At 71.4% G+C, this 23,841-nt stretch carries 15 protein-coding genes; 4 read left to right on the top strand and 11 right to left on the bottom strand.

Annotation, left to right across the window (positions count from 1 at the left end):
- The first annotated feature begins 125 nt into the window (after positions 1-125).
- Together ACZ3KP_RS31005 and ACZ3KP_RS31000 are read left to right on the top strand one after the other, a co-directional pair.
- A complete protein-coding gene (locus ACZ3KP_RS31005; protein ID WP_467503433.1) occupies positions 126-2,048 on the top strand; it encodes a hypothetical protein in 1,923 nt (640 codons plus the stop codon).
- Between the two features lie 85 nt (positions 2,049-2,133).
- Positions 2,134-2,823, top strand: a complete 690-nt coding sequence (locus ACZ3KP_RS31000; RefSeq protein ID WP_358970308.1) for a TetR/AcrR family transcriptional regulator — start codon at positions 2,134-2,136, stop codon at positions 2,821-2,823.
- A gap of 25 nt (positions 2,824-2,848) precedes the next feature.
- Here the strand turns inward: ACZ3KP_RS31000 and ACZ3KP_RS30995 are convergent, their stop codons facing one another.
- From ACZ3KP_RS30995 to pulA, 7 genes are all read right to left on the bottom strand, one after another.
- Positions 2,849-3,202 carry a 5-carboxymethyl-2-hydroxymuconate Delta-isomerase gene (locus ACZ3KP_RS30995; RefSeq protein WP_467503431.1) on the bottom strand — a complete coding sequence of 118 codons (354 nt, stop codon included), beginning with the start codon at positions 3,200-3,202 and terminating at the stop codon, positions 2,849-2,851.
- 74 nt (positions 3,203-3,276) lie between these two features.
- Positions 3,277-4,140 (bottom strand): ABC transporter permease, encoded by an 864-nt coding sequence (locus ACZ3KP_RS30990; protein WP_467503430.1) that lies wholly within the window; start codon positions 4,138-4,140, stop codon positions 3,277-3,279.
- Positions 4,137-5,216, bottom strand: a complete 1,080-nt coding sequence (locus tag ACZ3KP_RS30985; protein ID WP_467503428.1) for an ATP-binding cassette domain-containing protein — start codon at positions 5,214-5,216, stop codon at positions 4,137-4,139. The genes ACZ3KP_RS30990 and ACZ3KP_RS30985 overlap by 4 nt, the downstream gene beginning before the upstream one ends.
- Positions 5,217-5,280: 64 nt before the next feature.
- Positions 5,281-5,436 carry a VenA family class IV lanthipeptide gene (locus ACZ3KP_RS30980; RefSeq protein ID WP_165939227.1) on the bottom strand — a complete coding sequence of 52 codons (156 nt, stop codon included), beginning with the start codon at positions 5,434-5,436 and terminating at the stop codon, positions 5,281-5,283.
- Positions 5,437-5,482: 46 nt separating this feature from the next.
- Positions 5,483-8,164, bottom strand: a complete 2,682-nt coding sequence (gene lanL / locus ACZ3KP_RS30975) for a class IV lanthionine synthetase LanL (RefSeq protein ID WP_467503426.1) — start codon at positions 8,162-8,164, stop codon at positions 5,483-5,485.
- Positions 8,165-8,401: 237 nt separating this feature from the next.
- Positions 8,402-10,024 (bottom strand): SpoIIE family protein phosphatase, encoded by a 1,623-nt coding sequence (locus tag ACZ3KP_RS30970; RefSeq protein ID WP_467503424.1) that lies wholly within the window; start codon positions 10,022-10,024, stop codon positions 8,402-8,404.
- Positions 10,025-10,097: 73 nt separating this feature from the next.
- Positions 10,098-15,470 (bottom strand): pullulanase-type alpha-1,6-glucosidase, encoded by a 5,373-nt coding sequence (pulA, locus tag ACZ3KP_RS30965; protein ID WP_467503422.1) that lies wholly within the window; start codon positions 15,468-15,470, stop codon positions 10,098-10,100.
- Positions 15,471-15,682: 212 nt separating this feature from the next.
- Here pulA and ACZ3KP_RS30960 point away from each other — a divergent pair, with 212 nt between their 5' ends.
- The gene (locus ACZ3KP_RS30960) at positions 15,683-17,758 is read left to right on the top strand and encodes a carbohydrate-binding module family 20 domain-containing protein (RefSeq protein ID WP_467503420.1); all 2,076 of its coding nucleotides are present in this window, start codon (positions 15,683-15,685) and stop codon (positions 17,756-17,758) included.
- A 57-nt stretch (positions 17,759-17,815) separates the two neighbouring features.
- Here the strand turns inward: ACZ3KP_RS30960 and ACZ3KP_RS30955 are convergent, their stop codons facing one another.
- The gene (locus ACZ3KP_RS30955; RefSeq protein ID WP_467503418.1) at positions 17,816-18,592 is read right to left on the bottom strand and encodes an SDR family NAD(P)-dependent oxidoreductase; all 777 of its coding nucleotides are present in this window, start codon (positions 18,590-18,592) and stop codon (positions 17,816-17,818) included.
- A gap of 86 nt (positions 18,593-18,678) precedes the next feature.
- On the opposite strand from ACZ3KP_RS30955, the gene ACZ3KP_RS30950 reads away from it, so the two are divergent.
- The gene (locus tag ACZ3KP_RS30950; RefSeq protein WP_467503416.1) at positions 18,679-19,581 is read left to right on the top strand and encodes a helix-turn-helix transcriptional regulator; all 903 of its coding nucleotides are present in this window, start codon (positions 18,679-18,681) and stop codon (positions 19,579-19,581) included.
- Here ACZ3KP_RS30950 and ACZ3KP_RS30945 read toward each other — a convergent pair.
- From ACZ3KP_RS30945 to ACZ3KP_RS30935, 3 genes are all read right to left on the bottom strand, one after another.
- A complete protein-coding gene (locus tag ACZ3KP_RS30945) occupies positions 19,557-20,930 on the bottom strand; it encodes an alpha-amylase (RefSeq protein WP_467503415.1) in 1,374 nt (457 codons plus the stop codon). The two genes, ACZ3KP_RS30950 and ACZ3KP_RS30945, sit on opposite strands and share 25 nt — an antisense overlap.
- Positions 20,931-21,068: 138 nt before the next feature.
- On the bottom strand, positions 21,069-22,733 hold the full coding sequence (locus tag ACZ3KP_RS30940) for a glycoside hydrolase family 13 protein (RefSeq protein ID WP_358971169.1): 1,665 nt from the start codon (positions 22,731-22,733) through the stop codon (positions 21,069-21,071).
- Positions 22,734-22,927: 194 nt separating this feature from the next.
- A complete protein-coding gene (locus ACZ3KP_RS30935) occupies positions 22,928-23,836 on the bottom strand; it encodes a sugar ABC transporter permease (protein WP_467503413.1) in 909 nt (302 codons plus the stop codon).
- Positions 23,837-23,841: the final 5 nt, after the last annotated feature.

Raw genomic sequence — 23,841 nt, 5'->3', positions numbered from 1 at the left:
CCTCCGGGGGCCCTCCCCTTCGATACGGGCGCGGGGCACGGCACGCTCAAATCGAACGCGGGTCCAGGACGGCGTGGTCACCCGGGCGGCGGTGACCGACCAACGGCCGGCTCGTTCTCCAGGACGTGCAGTCACAGGATGTAGCCCAGCGTCACGCAGCCGCCTCCGCCGGGGCCCCGGGTCCGGCCGTCGATGTCGAGCAGGCCGAGGCCGCGCTCGTCGAGCACTACCCACGGCTGGTCCGGCTCGCCTATCTGGTGCTGCCGCCCGGCCCGGGCCGCGGCCGCCGCGTCCTGACCGCCCACGCCCTGGTCCAGCGGGCGCTGCCCCGGGGCCGCAGGCCGGCCCCCGTCGTCCCGGCCCAGCCGACGGGCCGGGACACCGACCCCGGGTACGCGCTCGTCCGCCTCGAAGTGGTGCGCTCGGCGTTGCGGGCGGGCCGGCCGTTCCGGCTCACCGCGTGGCCCACCCGCGCCCAGCTCCCGCCGCTGGTTCCCCAGGTGTGGGGCCTCAGGCTCTTCCCGCGCTCCGGGGGCGCCGACGAACTCGCCCTGGACCAGCGGCTCGGCGCGCTCTCCGGGCCGGCCCGGGCGGCGTACGCGCTGCGCGGTCTCGAACAGCTCCCCGACGGCGACGTCCGCGGCATCCTCAGGGCGGCCGGGATCGAGCACCCGGAGGGCGCGCTCGCCGAGGCGAACGGCGTCCCGGCGCAGTACCCGCTGCTCGACTCCCCCGAGTTCGACCCCTGTTTCCTGCAGGCCCGGCCCACCGACCTGCTGCGCCGCCGCCGGCACGGCAGGGCCGCGCTGGCCGCGGCAGCCGCGCTCGCGGTCTGCGGGGCGCTGGTGGCGCTGCCCGGCGGCGGCTGGGGCGCCGACGGCGCGGCCGCCCCGGCGTACGCGCGGAACCCGGCGGCCCAGGCCGCCCTGGACCCCGCCCAGGTGACGAAGGTCCCGGCCACCGCGTGGCGGACGGCCGCCCGCACCGACTTCTCCGTCTGGCCCGCGCGCGGCGCCCTCACCGGCGACACCGCTCTGCTGCGCCGTGCCCTGGCGGTCTGGGCCCGCCCCGGCGCCACCGTCCGCGTCTCGGCCACCCCGGGCACCCAGACGGGCGGCCCGGCCGGACCGCCCCAGCTGTTGTACGCGGGCCTCGTCGACAGCGCCCGCGTGGTGGTGTTCTACGACGGTCTGCGCATCGCCCGCTACGCCGAGCCGAAGGACGGCACCGCGGGCGCGGCGCTGGACTTCGCCCGTGTCGACGGCGCGACCGGCCTGGAGGCGAGCGCCCTGGTCCTCGGCCGCGCCGACGGCAACGTCCGCTATCTGACGGCACCCTGGGTGACCGGGGTCGCCGAGCGGGACCTGATGAAGCCGGCCTCGCCGGCGACCGACGTCGCGGTGACCGGTGGCGTGACCGGTCCGCTGGCCAGTGGCGCCCTGCAGCAGGGGGCGTGCACCTCGTGGAACGTGCTCCAGCTGACCGACGCACAGGGGGTGGGGCTCGCGACCGACCTGGGCGAACTGGTGCCGGCCCGGCTCACCGCCGGGCGGCCCGGCACGACCGGCGAGGACTCCGGGGCGGTGGCGCGGGACTGGGCGCCGTACGCCTGCTCGCTGGCCGCGGAACGCTCGGCGGGGGTGCGCGGTGTCAACGCGTGGGCGTTCGCCGAGCAGCCGCTGCCGGGCGGCGGCACCGGGTCGTGGGTGTGCACCCGGGCGGAGACCTGGCGGGGCGACGGGACGCTGGCCCTGGCCCAGTTCCGCACCCCGGGCAGCCGGTACGGGGCGGTGACGGCCAGGGGGACCGACGTGACCGCCTGCGGTCCGCGTGATCCGCACGTGCTGGCCGGGGTGTTGTGGAAGTCCAGGAGCGGCCAGTGGTGCCTGCTGGCGGCGGGCGGCCAGGACACCACGTCGATCCGGGCGACCGGCGGGGTCACGGCGTCGGCGCCGGGCTCGCTGCTGGTGGCCAGGGCGAAGCAGGGGGCCCAGGCCACCCTGAAGGGAACGCTGGCGGGCGGGAGCGAGATCAGCGGGCTGCGGTGAACGATCCGGGTGTCCGGGGGCGAAGCGGGAGGCTGGTGCCGGGTCGGAGCCGTGGGAGGCCGAATCCGATCGGTAAGGTGTTCGCATGAGTACCGGGGTACGCCGCAGACTTGGAGTCGAAGAGCGACGGCAGCAGTTGATCGGCGTGGCCCTCGAACTGTTCAGCCAACGCTCGCCCGACGAGGTCTCCATCGACGAGATAGCCTCGGCCGCGGGTATCTCGCGGCCGTTGGTGTACCACTACTTCCCCGGCAAACTCAGCCTGTACGAGGCCGCGTTGAAGCGGGCCGCGGAGGATCTCGCGGGGCGCTTCACCGAGCCGCACGAGGGGCCGCTCGGCGCCCGGCTGCTGCGCGTGATGCGGCGCTTCTTCGACTTCGTCGACGAACACGGGCCCGGTTTCGCGGCGTTGATGCGCGGCGGCCCCGCCGTCGGCTCCTCCGCCACCAACGCGCTCATCGACTCCGTACGGCAGGCCGCGTACGAGCAGATCCTCTCCCACCTCGGCGTCACCGAGGCTCCGGCCCGTCTCGAACTGGTCATCCGCTCCTGGATCTCGCTCGCCGAGTCGACGGCCCTGATCTGGCTGGACGGGCGGCGCATCCCGCGCGGCGAGCTGGAGGTGCAGCTCGTGCACGACTTCGCCGCGCTGACGGCGGTGAGCGCCTCGTACGACGAGGAGATGACCGCGTTGGTGAAGCGGATGGTGGAGGGCGAGCCGACGGACGGGCCGTTCGCCGACCTGGCGGCCCGTCTCATAGCGCTCGCGGGCTGAGCCGCCCTCCACACTTCGGGTACGGCTAGCCCTCGTACTTCCGGTACGACGGGTCCAGGTCGCGGACCTCCGCCGAGGCGTGCAGGACGAGGCTCTCGGGCTTCAGGTGGGCGCGGAGCAGTTCCAGGGTGGTCTCGGTCAGCTTCGCCTTGGTCTCCTCGGTGCGGCCGGCCAGCAGGCCGAAGGTCACGTGCACGACGGCGTGGCCGCCCTCCTCGTAGCCGTAGGCCGTGTCGTCGGCGGCACGGAACAGGGTCTTGCAGGCCTCGGGCTTGGCGGCCGCGATCTCGACGACGGCGGTGTGCAGGGCCCTGGCGAAGCCGGCCCTGTCGAAGGCCGCGCCCGCGGCGGCGGTGTAGTCGACGGTGATCTGTGGCATGAGCACTCCTGTTCCACGGCAACTGCGCTCCACCCTAGGGCCTGCCGCCCGGACCGGATCCGGGTCCCCGGGCGTCATTCGGGGCGGCCGAAGCGGTGGGCGGCCCAGACCAGGGCCACCACGCCGACGGTCAGCAGGAGGGCGCCCTCCAGGAACAGGGGCGGTTGCCGGCCGGCCCACTCGACGCCCAGGGGGGTCACCTGGCCCGGGACGCGCAGGGCGATGCAGCGGCGGAGCAGGTCCACGCCGTAGGCGAGCGGGTTGACGGCGGCCACCGTGCGGGCCCAGCCGGGCAGGTTCGCCTGCGGGAAGAAGCCGCCGGAGAGGAAGAGCAGCGGCATCATCACCAGGCCGAGCAGCATCTGGAAGATCTCGGGCCGGGCGATGCTGACGGCCAGCAGCAGGGACAGCGCCGTGACGGTGAAGGAGGCCAGGGTCAGGCCGGCGAGGAGCAGTACCAGCAGGAGCGGGTCGTAGGGCAGGCCGACGGCGCCGCCCAGGGCGAGCAGGACGGCGCCCTGGACCGTGGAGACGACGGTGCCGCCGGCGCAGCTGCCGAGCAGGAGGGTGGGCCTGCTGACCGGGGCCATCAGGAGTTCGCGCAGGTAGCCGCTCTGCCGGTCGGTGATCAGACGGATGCCGACGATGACGGCCGGCGCCTGTACGGTCATCATCAGCATGCCCGGGAAGAGGTACGTCTGGTAGCCGACGCCCAGTGACGCGTGCGGGATCAGCGCGGCCAGTCCGCCTCCGAGGACGAAGAGGTAGAGCACCGGCTGGACCAGCATCAGGGCGGTGTGGACGCGCTGGACCGACAGGCGCAGCAGGTCGCGGTGGACCAGGGCGTGGACCGCGCGCAGTTCGTGGCGCAGGGAGGTCCACGGGGCCGGGCCGAAGGCGCGGGAGGCGTCCGGGGCCGGGAGAGCGGGTGCGGTCACGGGGCCTCCTCGGTCGCCGTCGTGGGCCCGCCGGGAGCCGGGGCGGCCGGTGCGGGGCGGTGGCCGGGGGCGTGGATGCTGCGGCCGGTGTGGTGGAAGAAGACGTCGTCGAGGGTCGGCGGGGTCGCGGACGCGGCGTGCACCGCGATGCCGTGAGCCTCCAGCGCCGCGCAGAGGCGGGGAATCCACGCGCTGCCGTCGGGCAGCCGCAGCGAGATCCCGTCGGCGTCCGGGGTGACGGCGCGGCCGGGCGGCACGGTCCGCTGCACGACCCGGCGTGCCGCCGGGTCGTCGCCGGTGCGCAGCGTGACCCGGTCGGCTCCGATCGCGGCCTTCATGGCGAGGGGCGTGCCCTCGGCCACGAGCCGGCCGTGGTCGATGATGCCGAGACGGTCGCAGTTCTCCGCCTCCTCCAGGTAGTGGGTGGTGACCAGGACGGTGCTGCCGTGCCGTTCGCGCAGCATGCGCAGGTGCTCCCAGACCTGGGCGCGGGCGTGCGGGTCGAGTCCGGTGGTCGGCTCGTCGAGGAACAGCACCCGGGGTGCGTGCAGCAGGCCGCGGGCGAGTTCCAGGCGGCGCCGCATCCCTCCGGACAGGGTGCGTACCGGGGAAAGCCGCCGGTCGGCCAGGGCGACCGCTTCGAGCACCTCGGTGACGCGCAGGCGGGCGCGGTGGCGGCGCAGTCCGTAGAGGCGGGCGTGGAGGTACAGGTTCTGTTCGGCCGTCAGGTCCGGGTCGAGGGCGCTGTGCTGGAAGAGCATCCCGACCGTGCGCCGTACCAGCTCCGGTTGCCTGAGGACGTCGGCGCCCGCCACCGTGGCCTGTCCGGCGGTGGGACGGGCCAGGGCGCACAGCAGGGCGAGGGTGGTGGACTTCCCCGCGCCGTTGGGGCCGAGGAAGGCGTAGGTCTCGCCTTCGAGGACGTCCAGGTCGAGGCCGCGCACGGCGTGGGTGGTGGTGCCGTCCGGGCCCCGGTAGGCCTTGACCAGGCCGCGCGTGCTGATGACGGATTCCGGGCGGGCGGTGGTCGGGGAGGCCGCACGGGTGCGAGCGGTGTCACCGGCGGGTGGCTGCATGGTCGGCTCCTCTGGTTCCGGCCGGTGGCCGCCCGAGGGCGGGCCACCGGCCGGAGTGTGTCGGCTAGGCGCAGCTGATGCCCACACAGACGGTGTTGAGCAGCGTCAGCAGGCCGACGCACGCGCAGGTGCCCGAGAACGACGCTCCGTCGAAGTCGACCGGGTCCGTCTCCGGAAGGGCGTGCAGTTCGGCCAGCAGCTCGAGGGCCTGGTTCTCCATGACTTTCTCCTTCTGTGAGCGGTTGCGGCAGGTGGGTCCCTGTCGCTCATCCCGGCTGCTGGACGTACCAGTGCCGGGAGTCTGTGGGCCGGGAGTCCGGGTGGCGGGTCCTCAGGAGGAACGCCAGGATTCCCGCGGAGCCGTCGCTCCAGCTCGTCGAGACGTCCCCGTACTCGTTGGGGAAGACGACGTGGCGGCCGCGGTGGGCGCGTTCGGAGACGATGAGGCGGGCCAGGTACGCGGCCGCCGCCCGGTGTTCGGGGTCCCCGGTGGCGTCGGCCAGGTCGAGGAGGAAGTCGCCGTTGCCCGCCAGTCCGTGGCACTGGGCGAGGGCGGCGCGCGAGGCGCGTTCCACGACGGCGTCCGCGGCGCCGCGGGCGAGATCGCCGAATCGTTTGTCCCCGGTCCGCTGCCAGAGGCGGACCAGGAAGGAGCCGATGCCCGCAGATCCGTGGCACCAGTACGGGGCCGTGGGCGGGTCCGTGGCCTGGGCCGGCCACTGGGCCGCCCGGCCGACCAGCACGGCGTTGGCGACCAGGTGCTCTCCCGCGGCCAGGGCGAGTTCCAGGTGTTCCGGCCGCTCGGAGACGGCCGCGGCGGTGAGCAGGAAGCAGCCGATGCCCGCCGTCCCGTGGGCGAAGCCCAGGTAGCGTTTGCCGGCTTCCTCGGAGACGGCTTCCGCGGGGACGGGCCAGCTGACGCCGGACGGTTCGGGCTGTGCGGCGGCGGCCAGCCTGTCGGCCGCGTCGACGACCAGGGCGGCCAGGCGTGGGTCGCCGGTGCGGTGCCAGAGGTGGGCGGCGGCCAGTCCACTGCCCGCGCAGCCGTGGGTGATGTCGTGGCTGGGGGTCGGCTCCAGCGGGGCCAGGGCCAGGGCGAGCGCGTGGTCGGTGAGCGCGCGGTCGTCGACGGCACGTCCGGCGTCGTACAGCGCCCAGGCGATGCCACGGCCGCCGAAGTGCAGGCCGGGACGGATGGAGCGGGTGCCGGTACGGGCGATGATCCAGTTGCCCGCGGTGGAGATCAGGTCGGGCAGGCGGGGGTCGCCGGTGAGCTCGAAGTACCGGGTCAGGACCGCCAGTACGCCTGCCGCGCCTTGCTGCACGGTGCAGGGATCGGTCTCACCGGCCAGGGTGGACACCGGCCACAGCCGCCGCTCGTCGTCCGGGGTCATGCTGTCGACGAGGTGGTCCACCATCCCGCTGATCGCGATCTGTACCGCGGAATCCGCTCCGGCCGCGGGGTGCGCCGGTGCGGTCGCGGGGTGTGGCGGGGTCGGGTGGGCGAGGGTCGTGCGTGCCCTGGAGGGGGCCCAGCGCTTGCCGGGGTCGTCCCGGGTCAGCCCGAGGATCGTCTCGGGCACGCCGGCCGGCAGGTGAAGCGTTTCGTCACAGGCCGTCAGCCACTCGGCGAACCGCTGCTCGGCGGGCCTGGTGTCCGGTTCCTCCGGCAGCAGGTTCGGTACCTTCCCGGCGAGCACGAAGCAGACGGTCGTGCCGAGGCTGTAGTAGTCGGCCGTCGGGGAGACGGGAGCGCCCACCAGGCGCTCGGGGGCGCTGAAACCGGGCGTCCCCACGGTGGTGGGGAGCGGGGCGTCGTCCTTCAGGACGGCCAGCTCCAGGTCGATGAGGCGCAGCTCCCCGTCGGGGCGGACCATGACGTTGCCCGGGGTGAAGTCCCTGAGCACGCAGCCGTGGGCATGGGCCGCGGCGACCAGCTCCACCAGCCGCCCGGCCTGGGCGAGCGCGTCCGCCCGGTAGCGTGCGCCGCCGACGTCACGGAAGCGCTCGGCGACCCAGGTGCGCAGCGGCACGCCCGGCACTTCCTCCTGGGCGAGGAAGAGGTGCCCGCCCGTCTCGAACATCGCGAGCGGCTCCGGTGCCAGCCCGGTGCCCTTGAGCTTCTCCAGCGTCCTGGCCTCGGCGCGCAGCCAGTCGCGGACGTCGGAGCCGGACGCGTCGCCCTCGACGTGCGGCCGGGCCTCCTTGATCACCACGGGTGCGCCGGTGGTGACGTCGGTGCCCCGGTAGACCCCGCCCTTGTTGGTGTGCCGGATCGCTTCCCGTACCGAGAACCGGCCGCCGAGCAGCACCGGTCGCCTGCCCGTCTTCCGCTGCTGTGGCGGCAGCGGTACGGAGGCGGGGAACGGGCTGACCGCCCACGGGGGTGGCGAGTACTGTCCGGTGCGCTTGTCCTCCACGGGATTGCCGTCCGGGTCCTCGATGAACCACACCAGCAGGCCCTGGTCCGAGAGCCGCCGCCGGCCGACGAAGGCGCCGTAGCGGTAGTGCACCAGGCTGTTCGGGGCGTAGGGCTGGTCGGACAGGATCCGGGGGCCGGCCAGTCCGGCCGTGGCCCTGTGCAGTTCGAGCGCTATTCGGGCGGCGGCGCCGTCGGAGGGCGGGTACACGGTGATGAACTTTCCCGAGTTTCCGCGCGGGGTGGCCCGGGAGTTGAGTGCGCTCACCTGCTTCAGCGACCGGACGAACTTGAATGTCGCCTCTTCGTGCAGCAGCACGGCCAGGGATTTGACGAGAACGTCCGGGGCGGAGGCGGCCGTCGCGGAGACGTGGAGTTTCCAGCCCTGCCGGCGGTGCATACCGGTCTGGTGGGTGAGGCGGCACCACATCTCGTCCGTGTCGGTCGTCCAGTGTGCGCCCGTCCCTGTGGCCTGTATCGCCCGGCTGAGCAGACTTTCGAGGTCGACTTCGGTTGCGTGGCTCGTCATGCGTGTCCCTCCCGACGGTGAGAACCGCTGAGGGAAATGTGCCTTCAGTAAGAAGAAATGCACAATACGCAATCGCCGGAACTCACTCGATTCAGCGAGCGCACGGTGTTATGACGGCCTTGTCCGGCGCAATCCGGCGCAATAGAGGCGCGCGCCGAATGGAGCGCGAGTAAATTGAGCACGAGTTACCAGCGCACTATTTCCTCTTGCCCTTGATCGAGGCAAAAGGAAAAGCCCTCAGCCGGCGAGGCGCAGCGCGAGCAGGGCGACGTCGTCCTCGCGGTCGCGGCCGAAGCTGGTGAGGAGGGTGTCGCACAGGGCGTCCAGGCCGGGCAGCGCGCCGACGGCGGCGGCCCTGAGCTGCTCCATCGAGACCGCGATGTCGACGCCACGGGTCTCGATCAGCCCGTCGGTGACCATGAGGAGCCGGTCGGCAGGGTCGAGCACCAGTTCGGTCGGCGGCGGGTGCGGCAGGCCCACCCCCAGCAGCGGACCGGCCGCCTTGACGTACTCGGCACTGCCGTCGTCGCCGAGTATCAGCGGCGGGATGTGCCCGGCGTTGGCCACGCGGGTGCGCCCGGTCCCCGGGTCGATCAGGGCCAGGCAGACGGTGGCCGTGACGTCGGCGTGGTAGTGCTGGAGCAGCCGGTCGAGCCGTTCGGCGAGTGCGGCCGGGTCGCTCTCCGCGAGGCAGTAGGCGCGCAGCGCGTGCCGGAGTTCGACCATGACGGTGGCCGCTTCCAGGGAGTGCCCCACCACGTCCCCGACCGCGGTGAGCACCTGGTCGCCGACCCGCAGGGCCGCGTAGAAGTCACCGCCGATCTCCGTCTCCCGGGACGCGGGCTCGTACCGCACCGCTATGTCGACGCCGGGCAGTTCGGGCAGCCGGTGCGGGCGGGGCAGGAAGCTGTGCTGGAGGGTGAGCGCGACGTGCCGCTCCACCTGGTACATGAGCAGCGGCTCGGCGACCAGCGCGGTGGCCTGGGCCAGCTGGGCGAGCAGCGCCTCGTTCTCGGGGCTGATCCGGCGCTGCCCGCGGGTGGGCGTGGCCAGGCAGACCGGCACCTTGCCGTCCTGGGTGAGCAGCAGCGTCAGCCGGGCGTCGTGCTGCACCCCGGGCCGGAAGAACCCGGCGGGCCACTGCGGCGCCGGCACGGTGGTGATCCGGACCCCGGACTGGCCCCGGGTGAGCCGCTTCAGCAGCTCGGCCACCTCCCGGTGGGCGCTCTCGTCCGGCAGCGCGAGTGAGGTGCGCTCCCGGTACAGGCCGCGGTACAGCTTCTCGTTCTGGTCGAGGAAGAAGACGGCGGCGGGGCAGCCGAGGAGCCGGGCCGCGCCGTCCGCGGCGGCGTCGGCCAGCTCCTGGAGCGAGCGGGCCGACTGGATGGTGACGATCGACTCCGAGAGCTGCCGGAGCCGTCGTACCAGCGCCTGGTCGTCGGCGCGCAGCCGGGCGGCGCGCGCCGCGGTCCGGACCGCGGCGTCGATGGCCACCGGTTCGGCGGGCACCGTCAGGTACGTCTCGGTGCCCGTGTCCAGGCCCGGGCAGCGGTCCTCCGGGGCGACGGCGACGGCGGAGAAGTGCACGACGGGCAGGGCGGCCATGTGCGGCCGTTCCTTGAGCCGCCGGCACAGTTCGGCGCCGCTCATGTCCGGCAGGTGGCCGTCCACGAGGACCACGTCGGGCAGGGTGCCCTTGCGCAGCCGTACGTCGAGTTCGCCGAGCGCCTCCTGGCCGCTCGCGACCGCGACGACCTCGTGACCGGCCCGGCGCAGCACGGTGCCGATGGCGTACCGGCTCGCGGACGCGTCGTCCACGACCAGCACGGTCGTCTCTGTCAGCCTGCCGTCGACGTCCATGTCCCCAGCCCCTGGAATACACCGGTGGGGCAGTGCCCGGTGACGGGCCTGCCCCACCAACGTAACGCCACTCTCACGTGGTCCGGGAGAACACCGCCACCGTCCGTCCCGGAACGGAGAAGGTACCCGTCTTCCGCGCGTAGGAAGCGTGCTTGACGACGGAATCCGCGCCGGACGCCTGCACCGGGTGCAGCCGGTAACCGGTACCGGCCAGTGCCGCCACCCGTTGCTCCTGCTGCCCCGGCGTCGCGTTGAACACGACGACCAGGTCACCGAGTGCCATGGTGATCACCCCGGGGGTCTCGTCCTTGCCCGACAGCGGGAAGGAGAGCTTCGACTGCACCTGGCCGGCGGTGTCCAGGGAGAACACGCTCTCGGTCGTACGGATCCTCAGCAGATCGCGGTACGCGGCCGAGGTCCCGCGGATCTGCCCGCAGCCGACCCGCACCGAACTCAGCAGGGGCTTCGCGTAAGGCCACTTGGACGCGTTGTCGGCGGCCGGCGGCAGCCCGCGCCCGAAGCCGTTGCCGTCGGCGCAGTTCCAGTGGATGGCGTTGAACCAGTCGCCACTGTCGAAGGAGTTGCGGTCCAGGGACTTGGAGCGCAGCAGGTCCGTGCCCGCCTGGGAGAGCGAGGGGCCCTGCGAGAGGGTGGCGGTGGCCATCGCCAGCACCTGCATCCGGGCCCGGTCGGCCGCGGAGGTGTCCTTCGGCAGCTTGTAGGTGAGCGCGTCGAACAGCGACTCGTTGTCGTGGGCGTCGACATAGGCGAGGGCGTCGCCCGGCGCGTCCGCGTAGCCGGCGGGCGAGCCGTTGTAGTCGACCTCGGCGCCGGTGACCTGCTTGCCGTCGTCGTCGGTGAACCGGTACCGCGCGAGGTTGCCGGTCAGACCGACCTTGATCAGGTCCTGGTAGTGCAGCAGCCGTGCCTTCTGCTCGGCCTCGGTGCCGTTCGCCGTCGAGGAGTTGGGGTCGGTGTACAGCCCGGAGGCGAAGCCCTGGACGCCGGGGTCGCCGTCGAAGGGGCTGCCGCCGCGGACGGCGTCGCGGGCGCGGTCGGAGAAGGTGGCGACGCCGGTGCCGGCCATGTTCTTCTGGGTGGCCTGCACGAACCGGGCGTCGTCGGCGACCTCGCCGAAGTTCCAGCCCTCCCCGTAGAGGATGATCTTCTTGCCGTCGACGCCGTCCTTCTTCGGGGTCAGCGCGTCGAGCGCCTTCCTGACCGCCAGGATGTTGGCCTTCGGGTGGTGGCCCATCAGATCGAAGCGGAAGCCGTCGACCTTGTACTCCTTGGCCCAGGTGACGACCGAGTCCACCACCAGCTTGCCCATCATGGCGTTCTCGGGCGCGGTGTTGGCGCAGCAGGTGCTGGTGGCGACGCTGCCGTCGGCGAGCAGCCGCTGGTAGTAGCCGGGCACGATCCGGTCGAGGACGGAGGTGTCCGCCTGGCCGGCGGCCGCCGTGTGGTTGTAGACGACGTCCATGACGACCCGCAGCCCGTCCTGGTTGAGGGACTTCACCATCCGGCGGAACTGCACGGTGCGCGCGGTGCCGTCCGGGTCGGTGGCGTACGACCCCTCGGGGACGGTGAAGTGGTACGGGTCGTACCCCCAGTTGTAGGCGTCGGTGGCGGCGGTCTTCGCCACGCACGCCTGCTGCTGGTCGGAGTCGGCCGGGTAGGAGGCGAGGTCGCAGCCGGGGGTGGCCTGGTCGGCCTTCTTCTCGGGGACGGTGGCGAAGTCGAAGACCGGGAGCAGGTGGACGTAGGACGTGCCGGACCGCGCGAGGGCCTTGAGGTGCTCGGTGCCGTCACTGCCCTGGTCGGTGAAGGCCAGGTAGGTGCCCCGGTGCGCGGCCGGGACCGTGGCGTCCGCCACCGAGAAGTCCCGCACGTGCAGCTCCTGGATCTGCGCGTCCTTCAGGGGTACGGCCTTCGGCTTGGGGTACGTCGACCAGCCGCCCGGTGCGAGGGAGCGGTCGTCCAGGTCGACGACGAGGCTGCGCCCGGAGTTCGCGGTGAGGGCCACCGAGTAGGGGTCGGTGACCTTGTTGGTCACGATCTTCCGGACGCTGGGCGCCCAGACCTTCACGACGTACCGGTAGGGCTTGTTCTTCCAGGACGCGGGACCGGTGACGGACCAGACGCCGGTGGCGGGGTCGCGGTGCATCGTCCTGAGCGAGCCGTCGAGTTCGAGGGCGACGCCCTGCGCGGTCGGCGCCCAGACCGAGAGGGTCGGCTTCCCGTGGCGGAAGACCGGGCCGAGGGCCGCCCTGGCCGCCGACGCGTACACGTCGTCCAGGACACCGGCGATCTGCACACCGGTCGCCGCCAGCACGGCACCGTTCGCGGCCCGCTGGGAGGCGACGAGCTGCCCGCTGAGCGACTCGCGCACCCGGGCGCGGTCGCGCGGGTCGACCGACCAGGCCGGGTAGTCCTTCAGGTACGGGAACCTCGCCTTCTGGGCGTCGGTGAGCGTGGTCCTCGTCAGCCGCAGCCAGCGCTCGTCGTCGCTGGTGAGCGTCCCGTCCTTGACGGCGATCGAACCGTCGTGGGAGTACAGGAGCTGGGTCGAGGCGGCACCGTCGACGCCGTCCCAGGCGACCGTGTCCCGGTCGATCCAGACCGCCTTGGACGTGGTCAGGTCGAGCGCGGCCGCGCTGCCGGCGGGCTGCGGGAGCAGGTGCTTGTCCTGGCCGTTCAACAGCCACACCTCGTAGCCGTCGGACCTGAGGTCGAGGGACTGGTCGGCGGGCAGGTCCTTCGCGTCGCCGTTGTGGATGATGTAGCTGAGACTGGTGGCACCGTTGGTGAGCGGTACCTCGAAGACCGCGCCATAGGCGTCAGTCTTCACCGGCTTCAGCGGGTTCGACCAGTCGGTGGGGTTCGCCGCGCCGGTCCAGACGTGCAGGCCCCAGCCGTCGTAGTTCCCGTCGGCCCGGTGGTACTGGATGACGGCCTTGGTGGTGTCCTGCGTGGGGTAGTCGGCGGTCGGCTTCTGGGTGAGGACGTCGGGCTTCCCCTGCTCGATCCAGACCTCGCCCGTCTTGGTGACGTCGATGGAGCGGTCGGCGGAGACGTCCTTGTTCCCGTCCTTGTCGACGACGAGGAAGCCGACGTTCGAGGCGCCGGGCTTCAGCTTGACCCAGGCGAAGGCGCCGTAGGCGTCGCGGCCGGTGAAGGGGTGGCCCGCGGGCCAGGTGGTGGCCTCGCCGTCGGCGAGGTCGCCCCAGGCGTACAGGCCCCAGTCGGCGTAGTCGCCGTCGGTGCGCCGGTAGTGGACGATCGCGTAGTCGCGGGAGGAGGCGGTGGGGGTCTCGGCGGCGGGCGGGGTGCCGGAGGTGCTCTCGGCGAGCGCGCTGCCCGTGTGCCCGGCCGAGTCGACGACGACCGCCTTGTAGCGCAGCGGGGTGCCGGCCGGGACGTCCGCGGCGAGGGTCTGGGTGACCTTGTAGGGGGCGTGGTCGGCGGAGCCGAGGACCGTCCACTTCCCGCTGCCGACCTGGGCGGCGAAGACGACCCGGTCGAGCTGTCCGCCGGTGACGGCCGCGGTGAGGTCGACGGTGCCGGTGGCGCCGGCGGCCGGGGCGGTGAGGGTCAGGGCGGGGGCGGTGGCGGGCTTGGCGAGGGGGCCTGCGGCCTTGTACACGACGGCGGACTCGGCGGGGACGGTGACGGTGACGCCGTGGTCCTGGCCGGAGGTGAGGGTGCCGTCGGTGCCGTAGAGCGCGCGGTAGCGCATGCCGGCGGAGCCGGTGGGGAAGGTCGCCGTCTTCGCCGTGCCGGCGTTGTTGAAGGCGACGACGTACTCCTGGCCGGTCTTCGCGTCCGTCCGGGTGAACGCGTAGACACCGGCGCCGTCGGCCGCGTAGCGCTCGGTCTGGACGCCGTCGGCGAGGGCCGGGTTGTCCTTGCGGAGCTTTCCGAGAGCGCTGATCTGCTGGTAGAGCGGTGCGCCGGTGTCGTAGGAGTCGCTGGCGGCGGTGCGGTCGGTGCCGATCTCGTCGTCGTCCAGGTAGTCGGCGACCTTGGAGGCGAACATCGTCTGCCGGGCGTCCTTGTCGCCGCCCGAGCCGGTGAAGCCCTGTTCGTCGCCGTAGTAGACGACCGGGTTGCCGCGGCTGAGGAACATCACCTCGTTGGCGAGCCTGTCCTTGGCGAGCAGTTCGGCGTCGGTGGCCTTCGGGTTGTCCTGCTTCAGGAAGTACCCGATGCGGCCCATGTCGTGGTTGCCGAGGAAGGTGACCTGCTCGTAGGCGTTGGCCTTGTCGGTCGTGTACTTGTAGTCGTCACCGAAGACGGCCGCCAGCTTCTGTGCGCTGCCGCCCTGGGAGGCGTAGGAGCGGGCCGCGTCCTGGAAGGGGAAGTCGAGGGTGGCGTCCAGGCGCCCCTGGGTGACGTACGGAGACGTGACGGACGTGTCGGCGGAGTACGTCTCGCCGAACATGAAGAAGTTCTTCCGGCCGTGGGCCGCCGCGTACGTGTCGAGCGCGGTCGCCCACTGGGTCCAGAACGCCATGTCGACGTTCTTCACGGTGTCGATCCGGAAGCCGTCGATGGCGAAGTCCTTCACCCACCGCTCGTAGATCTTCTCCATGCCGCGCATGACCTCGGGCCGTTCGGTCCACAGGTCGTCCAGGCCGGAGAAGTCGCCGTAGGTCGCGGACTCCCCGGCGAACGTGGAGTCGCCCCGGTTGTGGTACATCGTGGGGTCGTTGAGCCACGACGGCACCTTCTCCCGGCCGGTGACGACCGGGGTGCGCGGGAAGGAGGCGGTGGAGACGGCCGGGAACTCCTTCTTCCCGTCGGCGTAGTCGGCGTCGTCGAAGGGCCGCCCGTCCTCGGTCAGGTAGGGGAAGGCGCCCTTGGAGAGGTAGTCGTAGGACTTCTCCCGGTAGTCGACGACGTCGGCGGTGTGGTTGGTGATGACGTCGAAGAAGACCTTCATCCCCTTGGCGTGCGCCTTGGAGATCAGGGTCGCCAGGTCCTTGTTGGTCCCGAAGTGGGGGTCGACCTGGGTGAAGTCGGTGATCCAGTAACCGTGGTACCCGGCGGAGGCGTTGCTGCCGGCGCCCTGCACGGGCTTGTTCTTGAAGATCGGCGCCATCCAGATGGCGGTGGTGCCGAGCCCCTTGATGTAGTCCAGGCGCCTGGTCAGGCCCTTGAGATCGCCGCCCTGGTAGAAGCCCTTGTCGGTGGGGTCGTAGCCGGTGGAGAGCCGGGAGCCCGTCAGGCCTCCCTTGTCATTGCTCTTGTCCCCGTTGGCGAAGCGGTCCGGCATGACGAAGTAGAACTGCTCGCGGGTGTCGTCGTGCCGGGCGGGCTCGGCGGCGAGCCTCGCGTCGGAGGGCGGCGCGGGTGGGGCGGCGGCGTGTGCGGCGACTGGCTGCACCAGCGCGGCGGCGAGGGCGGCGACGGCGACGGCCGCGACCCGTCTGACATGTATCACCGGCATGAACTCCTAGCGACAGCGGCTCTCTTGGATCCGTCCTGGGTCCGACCCCGCGCGACCGTATCGCTAACGAAAGGTTTACAGCAAGAGGCTTGAAACTCACAGCAAGAACTTTCACGAGGCGTATTGACGCGATGTCTCAACTGCCTCAGTCTCACCGGTTGTTGAAACCTGTCCTGTTCGTATCGGACCTTGTTTCGGAGCCGCACATGACCATCGGACCCCGCCCCCGGGGTGTCTTCCGGCGCAGCGCCGGCGCGGTCGCCGCGGGTGCCCTGGCACTCGCGGGCCTGATCGCCCTGCCGGCCCCCGCCGCGCAGGCCGACACCACCGCCAAGGGCGACGTGATCGCCAACCTCTGGGAATGGAACTGGAACTCGGTCGCGAAGGAGTGCACCGACGTCCTCGGCCCGGCCGGCTACGGCGCGGTGCAGGTCGCCCCGCCCTCCGAGTCCCTCAAGCAGTCCAGCTACTACTGGTGGGACGTCTACCAGCCGTACTCGTACACCCTGAACAGCCGCTTCGGCACGGCGACGCAGTTCGCGTCGATGATCTCCGCCTGCCACGCGGCCGGCGTGAAGGTCTACACCGACGCGGTCATCAACCACACCGCCGCCCAGACCGGCACCGGCTACGCCGGCACCACGATCACCGACAAGTACGACACCCCGGACTGGGACCCGAGCGACTACCACACCTCGGCCGACTGCCCCACCTCCAACCTGACCATCCAGGACTACTCCAACCTCACCCAGGTCCAGAACTGCGAACTGCTGGGCCTGCCCGACCTCAAGACCGGTGCGGACAACGTCCGTTCGGGGCTCGCGGCCTTCCTGAACAAGCAGATCGCCCTGGGTGTCGACGGTTTCCGGGTGGACTCGGCGAAGCACATCCCGGCGACCGACCTGGCGGCCATCGTCGCCAAGCTGAACACCACCACGTCGGGCGCGCCGCCGTACGTCTTCGACGAGGTCTACCCGGGCTCGACCCCGCAGCCCAGCGACTACTACGGCTCCGGCGACGTCCTGGACTTCACCTACGCGAGCAAGCTGAAGTCGGCCTTCCAGGGCAACGTCAGCGACCTGGCGTCACTGTCCTCGTCCGGCATCCTGCCCGCCGCCAACTCGGTGTCCTTCGTGACCAACCACGACACCGAGCGCAACGGCCTGCACATGTCGTACAAGGACGGCGACACCTACAAGCTGGCGAACCTCTTCGAACTCGCCTACAAGTGGTCGACGCCGACCGTCTACGCCAGCTGGGAGTGGCCCCAGAGCGACCAGGCCCCGCCGAACTCGTCGGGGTTCGTGACGGACACGGACTGCGCCGGCGGTTCCTGGTACTGCCTCGACCGTGACACCGGGGTCGTCGGCATGGTCGCCTGGCACAACGCGGTCGACACCGCCGCGGTCTCCGACTGGCAGACCATGTCCTCGAACGTCATCGGCTTCGGACGCAGCGGCGCGGGCTTCTTCGCCCTCAACAACGGCTCGTCCGCGGCGACCTACACCTTCACCACCGGCATGGCCGACGGCACGTACGCGAACGTCGTCGACGGCGGCGCCACCAAGGTCACCGTGTCCGGCGGCAGCGCGACCCTCACCATCCCGGCGAAGAGCGCGATCGCCTTCTACAACTCCTCCTACACCTGCACGGTCGGCTGCGACGGCGGCGGCAGCGGCGGCTCCACCTCCACGGTGACCGCGACCTTCGACGAGTACGCGCCCACCACGAGCGGCACCGACGTCTACGTGGTCGGCTCCATCGACGCCCTGGGCGCCTGGGACACCTCGAAGGCGGTCCGGCTCTCGTCCGCCGGATACCCGATCTGGTCCGGCGCGGTGAACGTGCCGATCAACACGTCCTTCACGTACAAATACATAAAGAAGGACAGTTCCGGCAATGTCACCTGGGAGTCGAACGCCAACAGGGCGGCGGCCACCACCACGTCGGCGGTCTCCCTCGACAACTCCTGGAACGTGGCGAACACCGACGCCACAGACGTCACCTTCGACGAGTACGCCACGACCGACTACGGCACCGACGTCTATGTCGTCGGCTCCCTCGCCTCCCTCGGCTCCTGGAACACCGGCGACGCGATCCCGCTCTCGTCGGAGACCTACCCGACGTGGCGCAAGCTGGTGATCGTCCCGAAGAGCACGGCCTTCACGTACAAGTACGTCAAGAAGGACTCGTCCGGGAACGTGACCTGGGAGTCGGGCACGAACCGTTCCTACACGACCGGCACCTCCTCGGGCTACACGACCAGTGACACCTGGAAGTAGCGCCCCGGCGAACAGGCCGGCCGGCCGCCACCGGGGGCTTCCCCCGGTGGCGGTCCCTCATGCGCCCGCTCCCCCGTCCACCTGGAGGATCGCGCCGTTCACGAAGGAGGCACGGTCACTCAGCAGCCAGGCGGCCGCCTCGGCGATCTCGGCGGGGTCGGCCATGCGGCCGAGGGGACTGGTGGCCTCGATGCGGGCGATGACGCCGGGGGTGGCCGCATCCCAGTCGCGGATCATCTCGGTGAGGGTGCCGCCGGGGGCGACGGCGTTGACGCGGATGCCCTCGGGGCCGTAGGTGGCGGCGGCCGACTCGGTGAGGCTGTTGACGGCGCGCTTGAGGGCGCCGTAGACGGGCAGGACGGGGTTGGCGCGCAGGCTGCCGACGGAGGAGTTGTTGACGATGGCGCCGGCGCCGGCGGTGGCCCTGATGGCGGCGACCTGGGCGGCCATGGCCAGCCAGACGCCCTTCAGGTTCACCGCGGTGACCTGGTCGAAGTCCGCCTCCGGCAGTCCGTCCAGGGGGCCGGGCGGCTGCCCGACGGCGCCGTTGTTGAAGGCGACGTCGAGGCGGCCGTAAACCTCCACCGTACGGTCGACGGCGGCGCGGACGCTCCGCGCGTCCGCCAGGTCGCACACCGTGTACTCGGCGGTGCCGCCCGCCGCCCTGACCTCCTCCGTGACCGTCTTCAACTGTTCCTCGGTGCGGGCCGCGAGCAGGACCCGGGCGCCCTCCTGGGCGAAGAGCCGGGCCGCGGCCGCGCCGATGCCGCGTCCCGCGCCACTGATGAAGGCGACCTTGCCGGCCAGCAGACCCCTGGTGCGTGTGTTGTCCATGCCTCAGAGCCTGCGGCCGGCCCCCGAGCGCATCCAGGCACCGGCAGTACCTGGCTGACGCGGGACGGGCGGCGCACACTGGGGGCGTGGACAGGGAAGAACTGGCGGCGTTCCTGCGCAGCCGACGGGAGCGGATCTCCCCCGCCGAGGTCGGGCTGCCCCGCGGCCCCCGGCGCCGTACGCCGGGGCTGCGGCGCGAGGAGGTGGCGCAGCTCGCGTTCATCTCCACCGAGTACTACACGCGGCTCGAACAGGCCCGGGGGCCGCGTCCGTCACGGGAGGTGCTGGGCGGGCTGACGCGGGCCCTGCGGTTGTCGGACGCCGAGCGCGCCCACCTCCACCATCTCGCCGGGGCCCCGCCGGGGCCACCGCGCGGTCCCGCGCGCGAGGTGCGGCAGAGCCTGCTCGACCTGCTGCGGCGGCTCCCCCAGGCCGCGGCCTTCGTGACGTCCGCGACCTTCGAGGTGCTGGCCTGGAACGACCTGGCGGCCGCCCTCATGGAGGACTTCTCCGCGCTGCCCCCACGGGAACGCAACCTCGTGCGCCGCGCCTTCCTCGGCCCGCGCCCGGGGGGCAGTGGGCCGTACGCGGGCAGCGGGCCGTACGGGGGCGACGGGTTGTACGGGGTGTCGGACGTGGACGCCTTCGCAAGGCTCTCGGCGCAGCGGCTGCGGGCCGCCGCCGCCCGCTACCCCGACTCGCCCGAGGTGACCGGACTGGTGTCTGAACTCCTCGCCGGGAGCGAGGAGTTCAGACGGCTGTGGGAGTCCCACGACGTGTCGGCGGAGCCCACCCTGTGCAAGACCTTCCAGCATCCGGTGGTGGGTCCGGTCACCGTCAACTGTGACGCCCTGGACATCACCGACCGCGACCAGCAGGTCGTGATCTACACCGCCACCCCGGGGTCACGTTCCGAGGAGGCGCTGCGGCTGCTGTCGGTGATCGGGACGCAGCGGATGGATCCTCAGCAGGCCGACTTCCCGGCATAGATCGCCAGCGCGGTGTTCGAGCCCAGGGTGGCCGTGAACTGACCGTTCGCGTTCACCGTGACGGCGGTGTTGTTCTGCACGTTGCAGTACGTGCCCGCCGGCAGGGACGTCTGGTAGGTCCGGGTCAGGGAGTTCGGCTCGTGGTTGATGGCGACGTACCCCTTCGCGCCCCGCCCGAAGGCGATCGCGTCGGCGCCGTCGTCCCACCAGTTCGTCATCGCCTGGCCGCGCACGGCGTTGTGGAAGGCGACCATGCGGATGATCTCCGGCCAGGCGTGCTGGCACTTCCAGCCGTCCTGCCAGCAGGCCTTCACGACGCCGTTGTTCGGCGGGCCCGCGTCGGCGTCCGACCACTCGTAGCCGGAGTTGATGTCCGGGGCGCCGTACGGGTAGGCGAGCATGAAGACGTTGGCGAGGGTGTAGTTCGCGCCGTCCTTGTAGCTGAGGGTCGAGCCGTTGCGCTCGGTGTCGTGGTTGTCGACGAAGACGCCGGCCACCGAGTTGCTCAGGTATCCCCAGCCCTCGCCGTAGTTCTTCAGGTAGGCGAGGTTCTCGTCGTTGAAGACGCGCTTGAGGTCGTAGGCGTAGCGGAACTCCTGGACGTCCCCGTTGCCCGTGTACTCGGTGGGCTGGACCGCCTCGCCCGCGCCGTAGATGACCTCCTGCTTCCAGTACGCGGAGGGGTTGGTCAGCCGGGTCTTGATGTTGGCGAGGTCCTCGGCCGGGATGTGCTTGGCCGCGTCGATGCGGAAGCCGTCGACCCCCAGACCCAGCAGGTCGTTCAGGTAGCCGGCGATGGTCTTGCGGACGTACTCCTCGCCGGTGTCCAGGTCGGCCAGGCCGACTAGTTCGCAGTGCTGGACGTTCCAGCGGTCGGCGTAGTTCGAGACGGGGGAGGTGCAGTCGTCGAAGTCGTACGAGGAGTACAGGCCGGGGTAGTCGTACTTCGTGTACGACGAGCCGCCGGTGCCGGTGCCGCTGCCCGCCGACATGTGGTTGATGACCGTGTCGACGACCACCTTCACGCCGGCCGCGTGACAGGTGTTCACCATGTTCTGGAAGGACGCGCGGTCGCCGAGCCTGCCGGCGATCTTGTACGACACCGGCTGGTACGACGTCCACCACTGCGAGCCCTGTATGTGCTCGGCGGGCGGGGAGACCTGGACGTATCCGTAACCGGCGGGGCCGAGGGTGCTGGTGCACTCCTTGGCGACGGAGCCGTAGTTCCACTCGAAGAGAACGGCGGTGACGTCCTTGGTGCCGGGCGGGGAGGCCGACGCGACGGACGGGGTCATGACAACGCTACAGGCGGCCAGCGCCAGTGCGGTGGAGAGGGTCTTACGTGCCATGTGGGGTTCCTTCACCATTGAAGGCTCTTGCAGAAACCTTGCTGAAACCTTGCGGTTGCGCAGATGCTAAGGGCCCGCCACCCAGTTGGGTAGCGGGCCCCGAGAAGTTGCCGCAATGAATTACTGTGTGACGGCCCGTCAGCCGGTCGTCCACCACACCGTCGTGTCGGCCGGCACCCTCGCCTCGCCGTCGGTCTCGGTCAGCTCGCCGCTGGCGAGCAGCACCCTGCCGTACGCCGGGACGGTGACGGACTCCCCGCGGGTGTTCGCCACGCACACGAACTCCCCGCGCCGGAAGGCCAGCACGCCCTCGGGCGCGCGCAGCCACTCCACCGCGTCGCCCGCGCCCAGGTCGGGCTGGGCGCGGCGGACCGCCAGCGCACTGCGGTACAGCTCCAGCGTCGAACCGGCCACCCCCGTCTGCGCCTCCACGCTCAGCTCGCCCCAGCCGGCGGGCTGCGGCAGCCAGCTGCCACCGGATCCGAAGCCGTACGACGACCCGTCGCGCGTCCACGGGATCGGCACCCGGCAGCCGTCGCGGAACCCGTCCTGGCCCGCGCCCCGGAAGTACGCGGGGTCCTGGCGGACCTCGTCGGGCAGGTCCACGACGTCGGGGAGGCCGAGTTCCTCGCCCTGGTAGACGTAGGCGGAACCGGGCAGCGCCAGCATCAGCAGGGTGGCCGCCCGCGCCCGGCGCAGACCCAGCTCCCGGTCGCCGGCCAGCCGGATCTGGGTGCCCAGCCCCGGCGGGTTGGCGAACCGGGTGGCGTGCCGGGTGACGTCGTGGTTGGAGAGGACCCAGGTGGCGGGGGCGCCGACCGGGCGCATCGCCTCCAGCGTGCGGTCGATGACCGCGCGGAGCTCGGCGGCGTCCCACTCGGTGCTCAGGTACTGGAAGTTGAAGGCCTGGTGCAGTTCGTCCGGACGGACGTAGTGGGCGGTGCGCTCGACGGTCGGGGTCCAGGCCTCGGCGACGAAGATGCGCTCTCCGGCGTACTCGTCGAGGACCAGCCGCCACTGGCGGTAGACCTCGTGCACGCCGTCCTGGTCGAAGAACGGCATGACATCGTTGCCCAGCAGCTTCAGCTGGTCGGCGCCGCCGAGGTCCGGGAGCCCCTCCGCCTTCACCAGACCGTGCGCGACGTCGATGCGGAAGCCGTCCACGCCCATGTCCAGCCAGAAGCGCAGGATGGAGCGGAACTCGTCGCCGACGGCCGGGTGTTCCCAGTTGAAGTCGGGCTGCTCGGGGGCGAAGAGGTGCAGGTACCACTCGCCGTCCGCCACCCGGGTCCAGGCGGGGCCGCCGAAGATGGACTCCCAGTCGTTGGGCGGGAGTTCGCCGTTCTCGCCCTTGCCGGGACGGAAGTGGTAGCGGTCCCGGGACGGCGAGCCGGGGCCCTCCGCGAGCGCCCGCTTGAACCACTCGTGCTGGTCCGAGGAGTGGTTGGGCACGAGGTCGACGATGATCCTGAGGCCCAGCTCGTGGGCGTCCCGGATCAGCGCGTCCGCGTCGAGCAGGTTGCCGAACATCGGGTCCACGGCCCGGTAGTCGGCGACGTCGTAACCGGCGTCGGCCTGCGGGGAGGCGTAGAAGGGGCTGAGCCACACCGCGTCGACGCCGAGGTCACGCAGGTACGGGAGTCTGGACCGCACGCCCGCCAGGTCCCCCATTCCGTCGCCGTTGCTGTCGGCGAAGCTGCGCGGGTAGACCTGGTAGATCACCGCGTCCCGCCACCAGTCACGGCGTCGGGCGAGGGTGGTGGTGGCCGGGGCCGGGTCGGCGGCGGAGTGCTGCTGGCTCATGGCGTCCTTGATGCGTCGTAACACGGTCATCGGGTCAGAGGTGGGTGTGGTGTGAGAGGCGGCCGTGGTCACAGCGGGGTCGGATGGAGACCACGACCGCCAACCCGCGCCGAAGGGGCGCGGGGAACTGCGCGACCAGCCACAACGGCGCCGCACAAGCACGACGGCCGAAGCAGCCTCTTCGGCAACTGGCGTTACCCCTTCGTGCCGCCGGCTGTAAGCCCGGTCACCAGGTTCTTCTGCACGAGGTAGAAGAACACCGCCACCGGTATCGCGATCAGCACCGCGGTCGCCGTCATCAGGTTCCGCTGCGCGTCGTGCTGGCTGATGAAGCTCTGCAGACCCACCGCGAACGTGTACTTGTCGTCGCTCAGCATGAACGTGGAGGCGAAGGCGACCTCGCCGAACGCGGTGAGGAAGTTGTAGAACGCGGCGACCGCGAGCCCCGGCTTGGCCAGCGGCAGGATCAGCCGGGCGAACGTGCCGAACGGCGAGAGCCCGTCGACGCGGCCGGCCTCGTCGATCTCGAAGGGGATCGTGTCGAAGTAGCCCTTGAGCAGCCAGGCCGTGTACGGCACGACGGTGGTGCAGTAGACGAGGATCAGTCCGAGGTAGCTGTCGATGAGCCCGAGGTCCGACAGGATCTGGTACATCGGCACGATGAGGACGGCGATCGGGAACATCTGCGTGACCAGCAGCAGCCACATGAACTTGCGGTAGCCGGGGAAGCGCATGCGGGAGACCGCGTAGCCGGTGGTCGAGGCGAGGACGAGCCCGATGACCGTGGTGCCGCCGACGACGATCATCGTCGTCCTGAACCAGTCCCAGAAGCCGGTGTGCTGGAGGACGAAGGAGTAATTGCTCAGCGTCATCTTGTGCCAGATGCCGCTCGGGTGCAGGTAGTCGTCCTTGTCCGGGCCGAGGGAGAGGAAGATCAGCCAGCCGACCGGGAAGAACGCGATCAGGCCGGCGACGCCCAGGACGCCGTGGGTGACGGCGGTGCCGAGCGGGCCGCGCTCGCCGCGGCCGCGGATGCGACGGGTGCCGGCCACGGGGGTCTCCTCGGCGACCTGGGGGGAGGTCTGGACAGTGGTCGTGCTCATGAGAA

Source organism: Streptomyces sp. NPDC020958 (genome assembly GCF_055562175.1).
The sequence above is the reverse complement of the archived record's forward strand: the minus strand, read 5'-3'. Positions and strand labels throughout refer to the sequence as shown.

Excerpts from the sequence above, each read along its gene's own strand:
- ACZ3KP_RS31000 (WP_358970308.1), top strand. The coding sequence starts at position 2,134 with ATGAGTACCGGGGTACGCCGCAGACTTGGAGTCGAAGAGCGACGGCAG.
- ACZ3KP_RS30995 (WP_467503431.1), bottom strand. The coding sequence starts at position 3,202 with ATGCCACAGATCACCGTCGACTACACCGCCGCCGCGGGCGCGGCCTTC.
- ACZ3KP_RS30985 (WP_467503428.1), bottom strand. The coding sequence starts at position 5,216 with ATGCAGCCACCCGCCGGTGACACCGCTCGCACCCGTGCGGCCTCCCCG.
- ACZ3KP_RS30980 (WP_165939227.1), bottom strand. The coding sequence starts at position 5,436 with ATGGAGAACCAGGCCCTCGAGCTGCTGGCCGAACTGCACGCCCTTCCG.
- lanL (WP_467503426.1), bottom strand. The coding sequence starts at position 8,164 with ATGACGAGCCACGCAACCGAAGTCGACCTCGAAAGTCTGCTCAGCCGG.
- ACZ3KP_RS30970 (WP_467503424.1), bottom strand. The coding sequence starts at position 10,024 with ATGGACGTCGACGGCAGGCTGACAGAGACGACCGTGCTGGTCGTGGAC.
- ACZ3KP_RS30960 (WP_467503420.1), top strand. The coding sequence starts at position 15,683 with ATGACCATCGGACCCCGCCCCCGGGGTGTCTTCCGGCGCAGCGCCGGC.
- ACZ3KP_RS30955 (WP_467503418.1), bottom strand. The coding sequence starts at position 18,592 with ATGGACAACACACGCACCAGGGGTCTGCTGGCCGGCAAGGTCGCCTTC.
- ACZ3KP_RS30945 (WP_467503415.1), bottom strand. The coding sequence starts at position 20,930 with ATGGCACGTAAGACCCTCTCCACCGCACTGGCGCTGGCCGCCTGTAGC.
- ACZ3KP_RS30940 (WP_358971169.1), bottom strand. The coding sequence starts at position 22,733 with ATGAGCCAGCAGCACTCCGCCGCCGACCCGGCCCCGGCCACCACCACC.
- ACZ3KP_RS30935 (WP_467503413.1), bottom strand. The coding sequence starts at position 23,836 with ATGAGCACGACCACTGTCCAGACCTCCCCCCAGGTCGCCGAGGAGACC.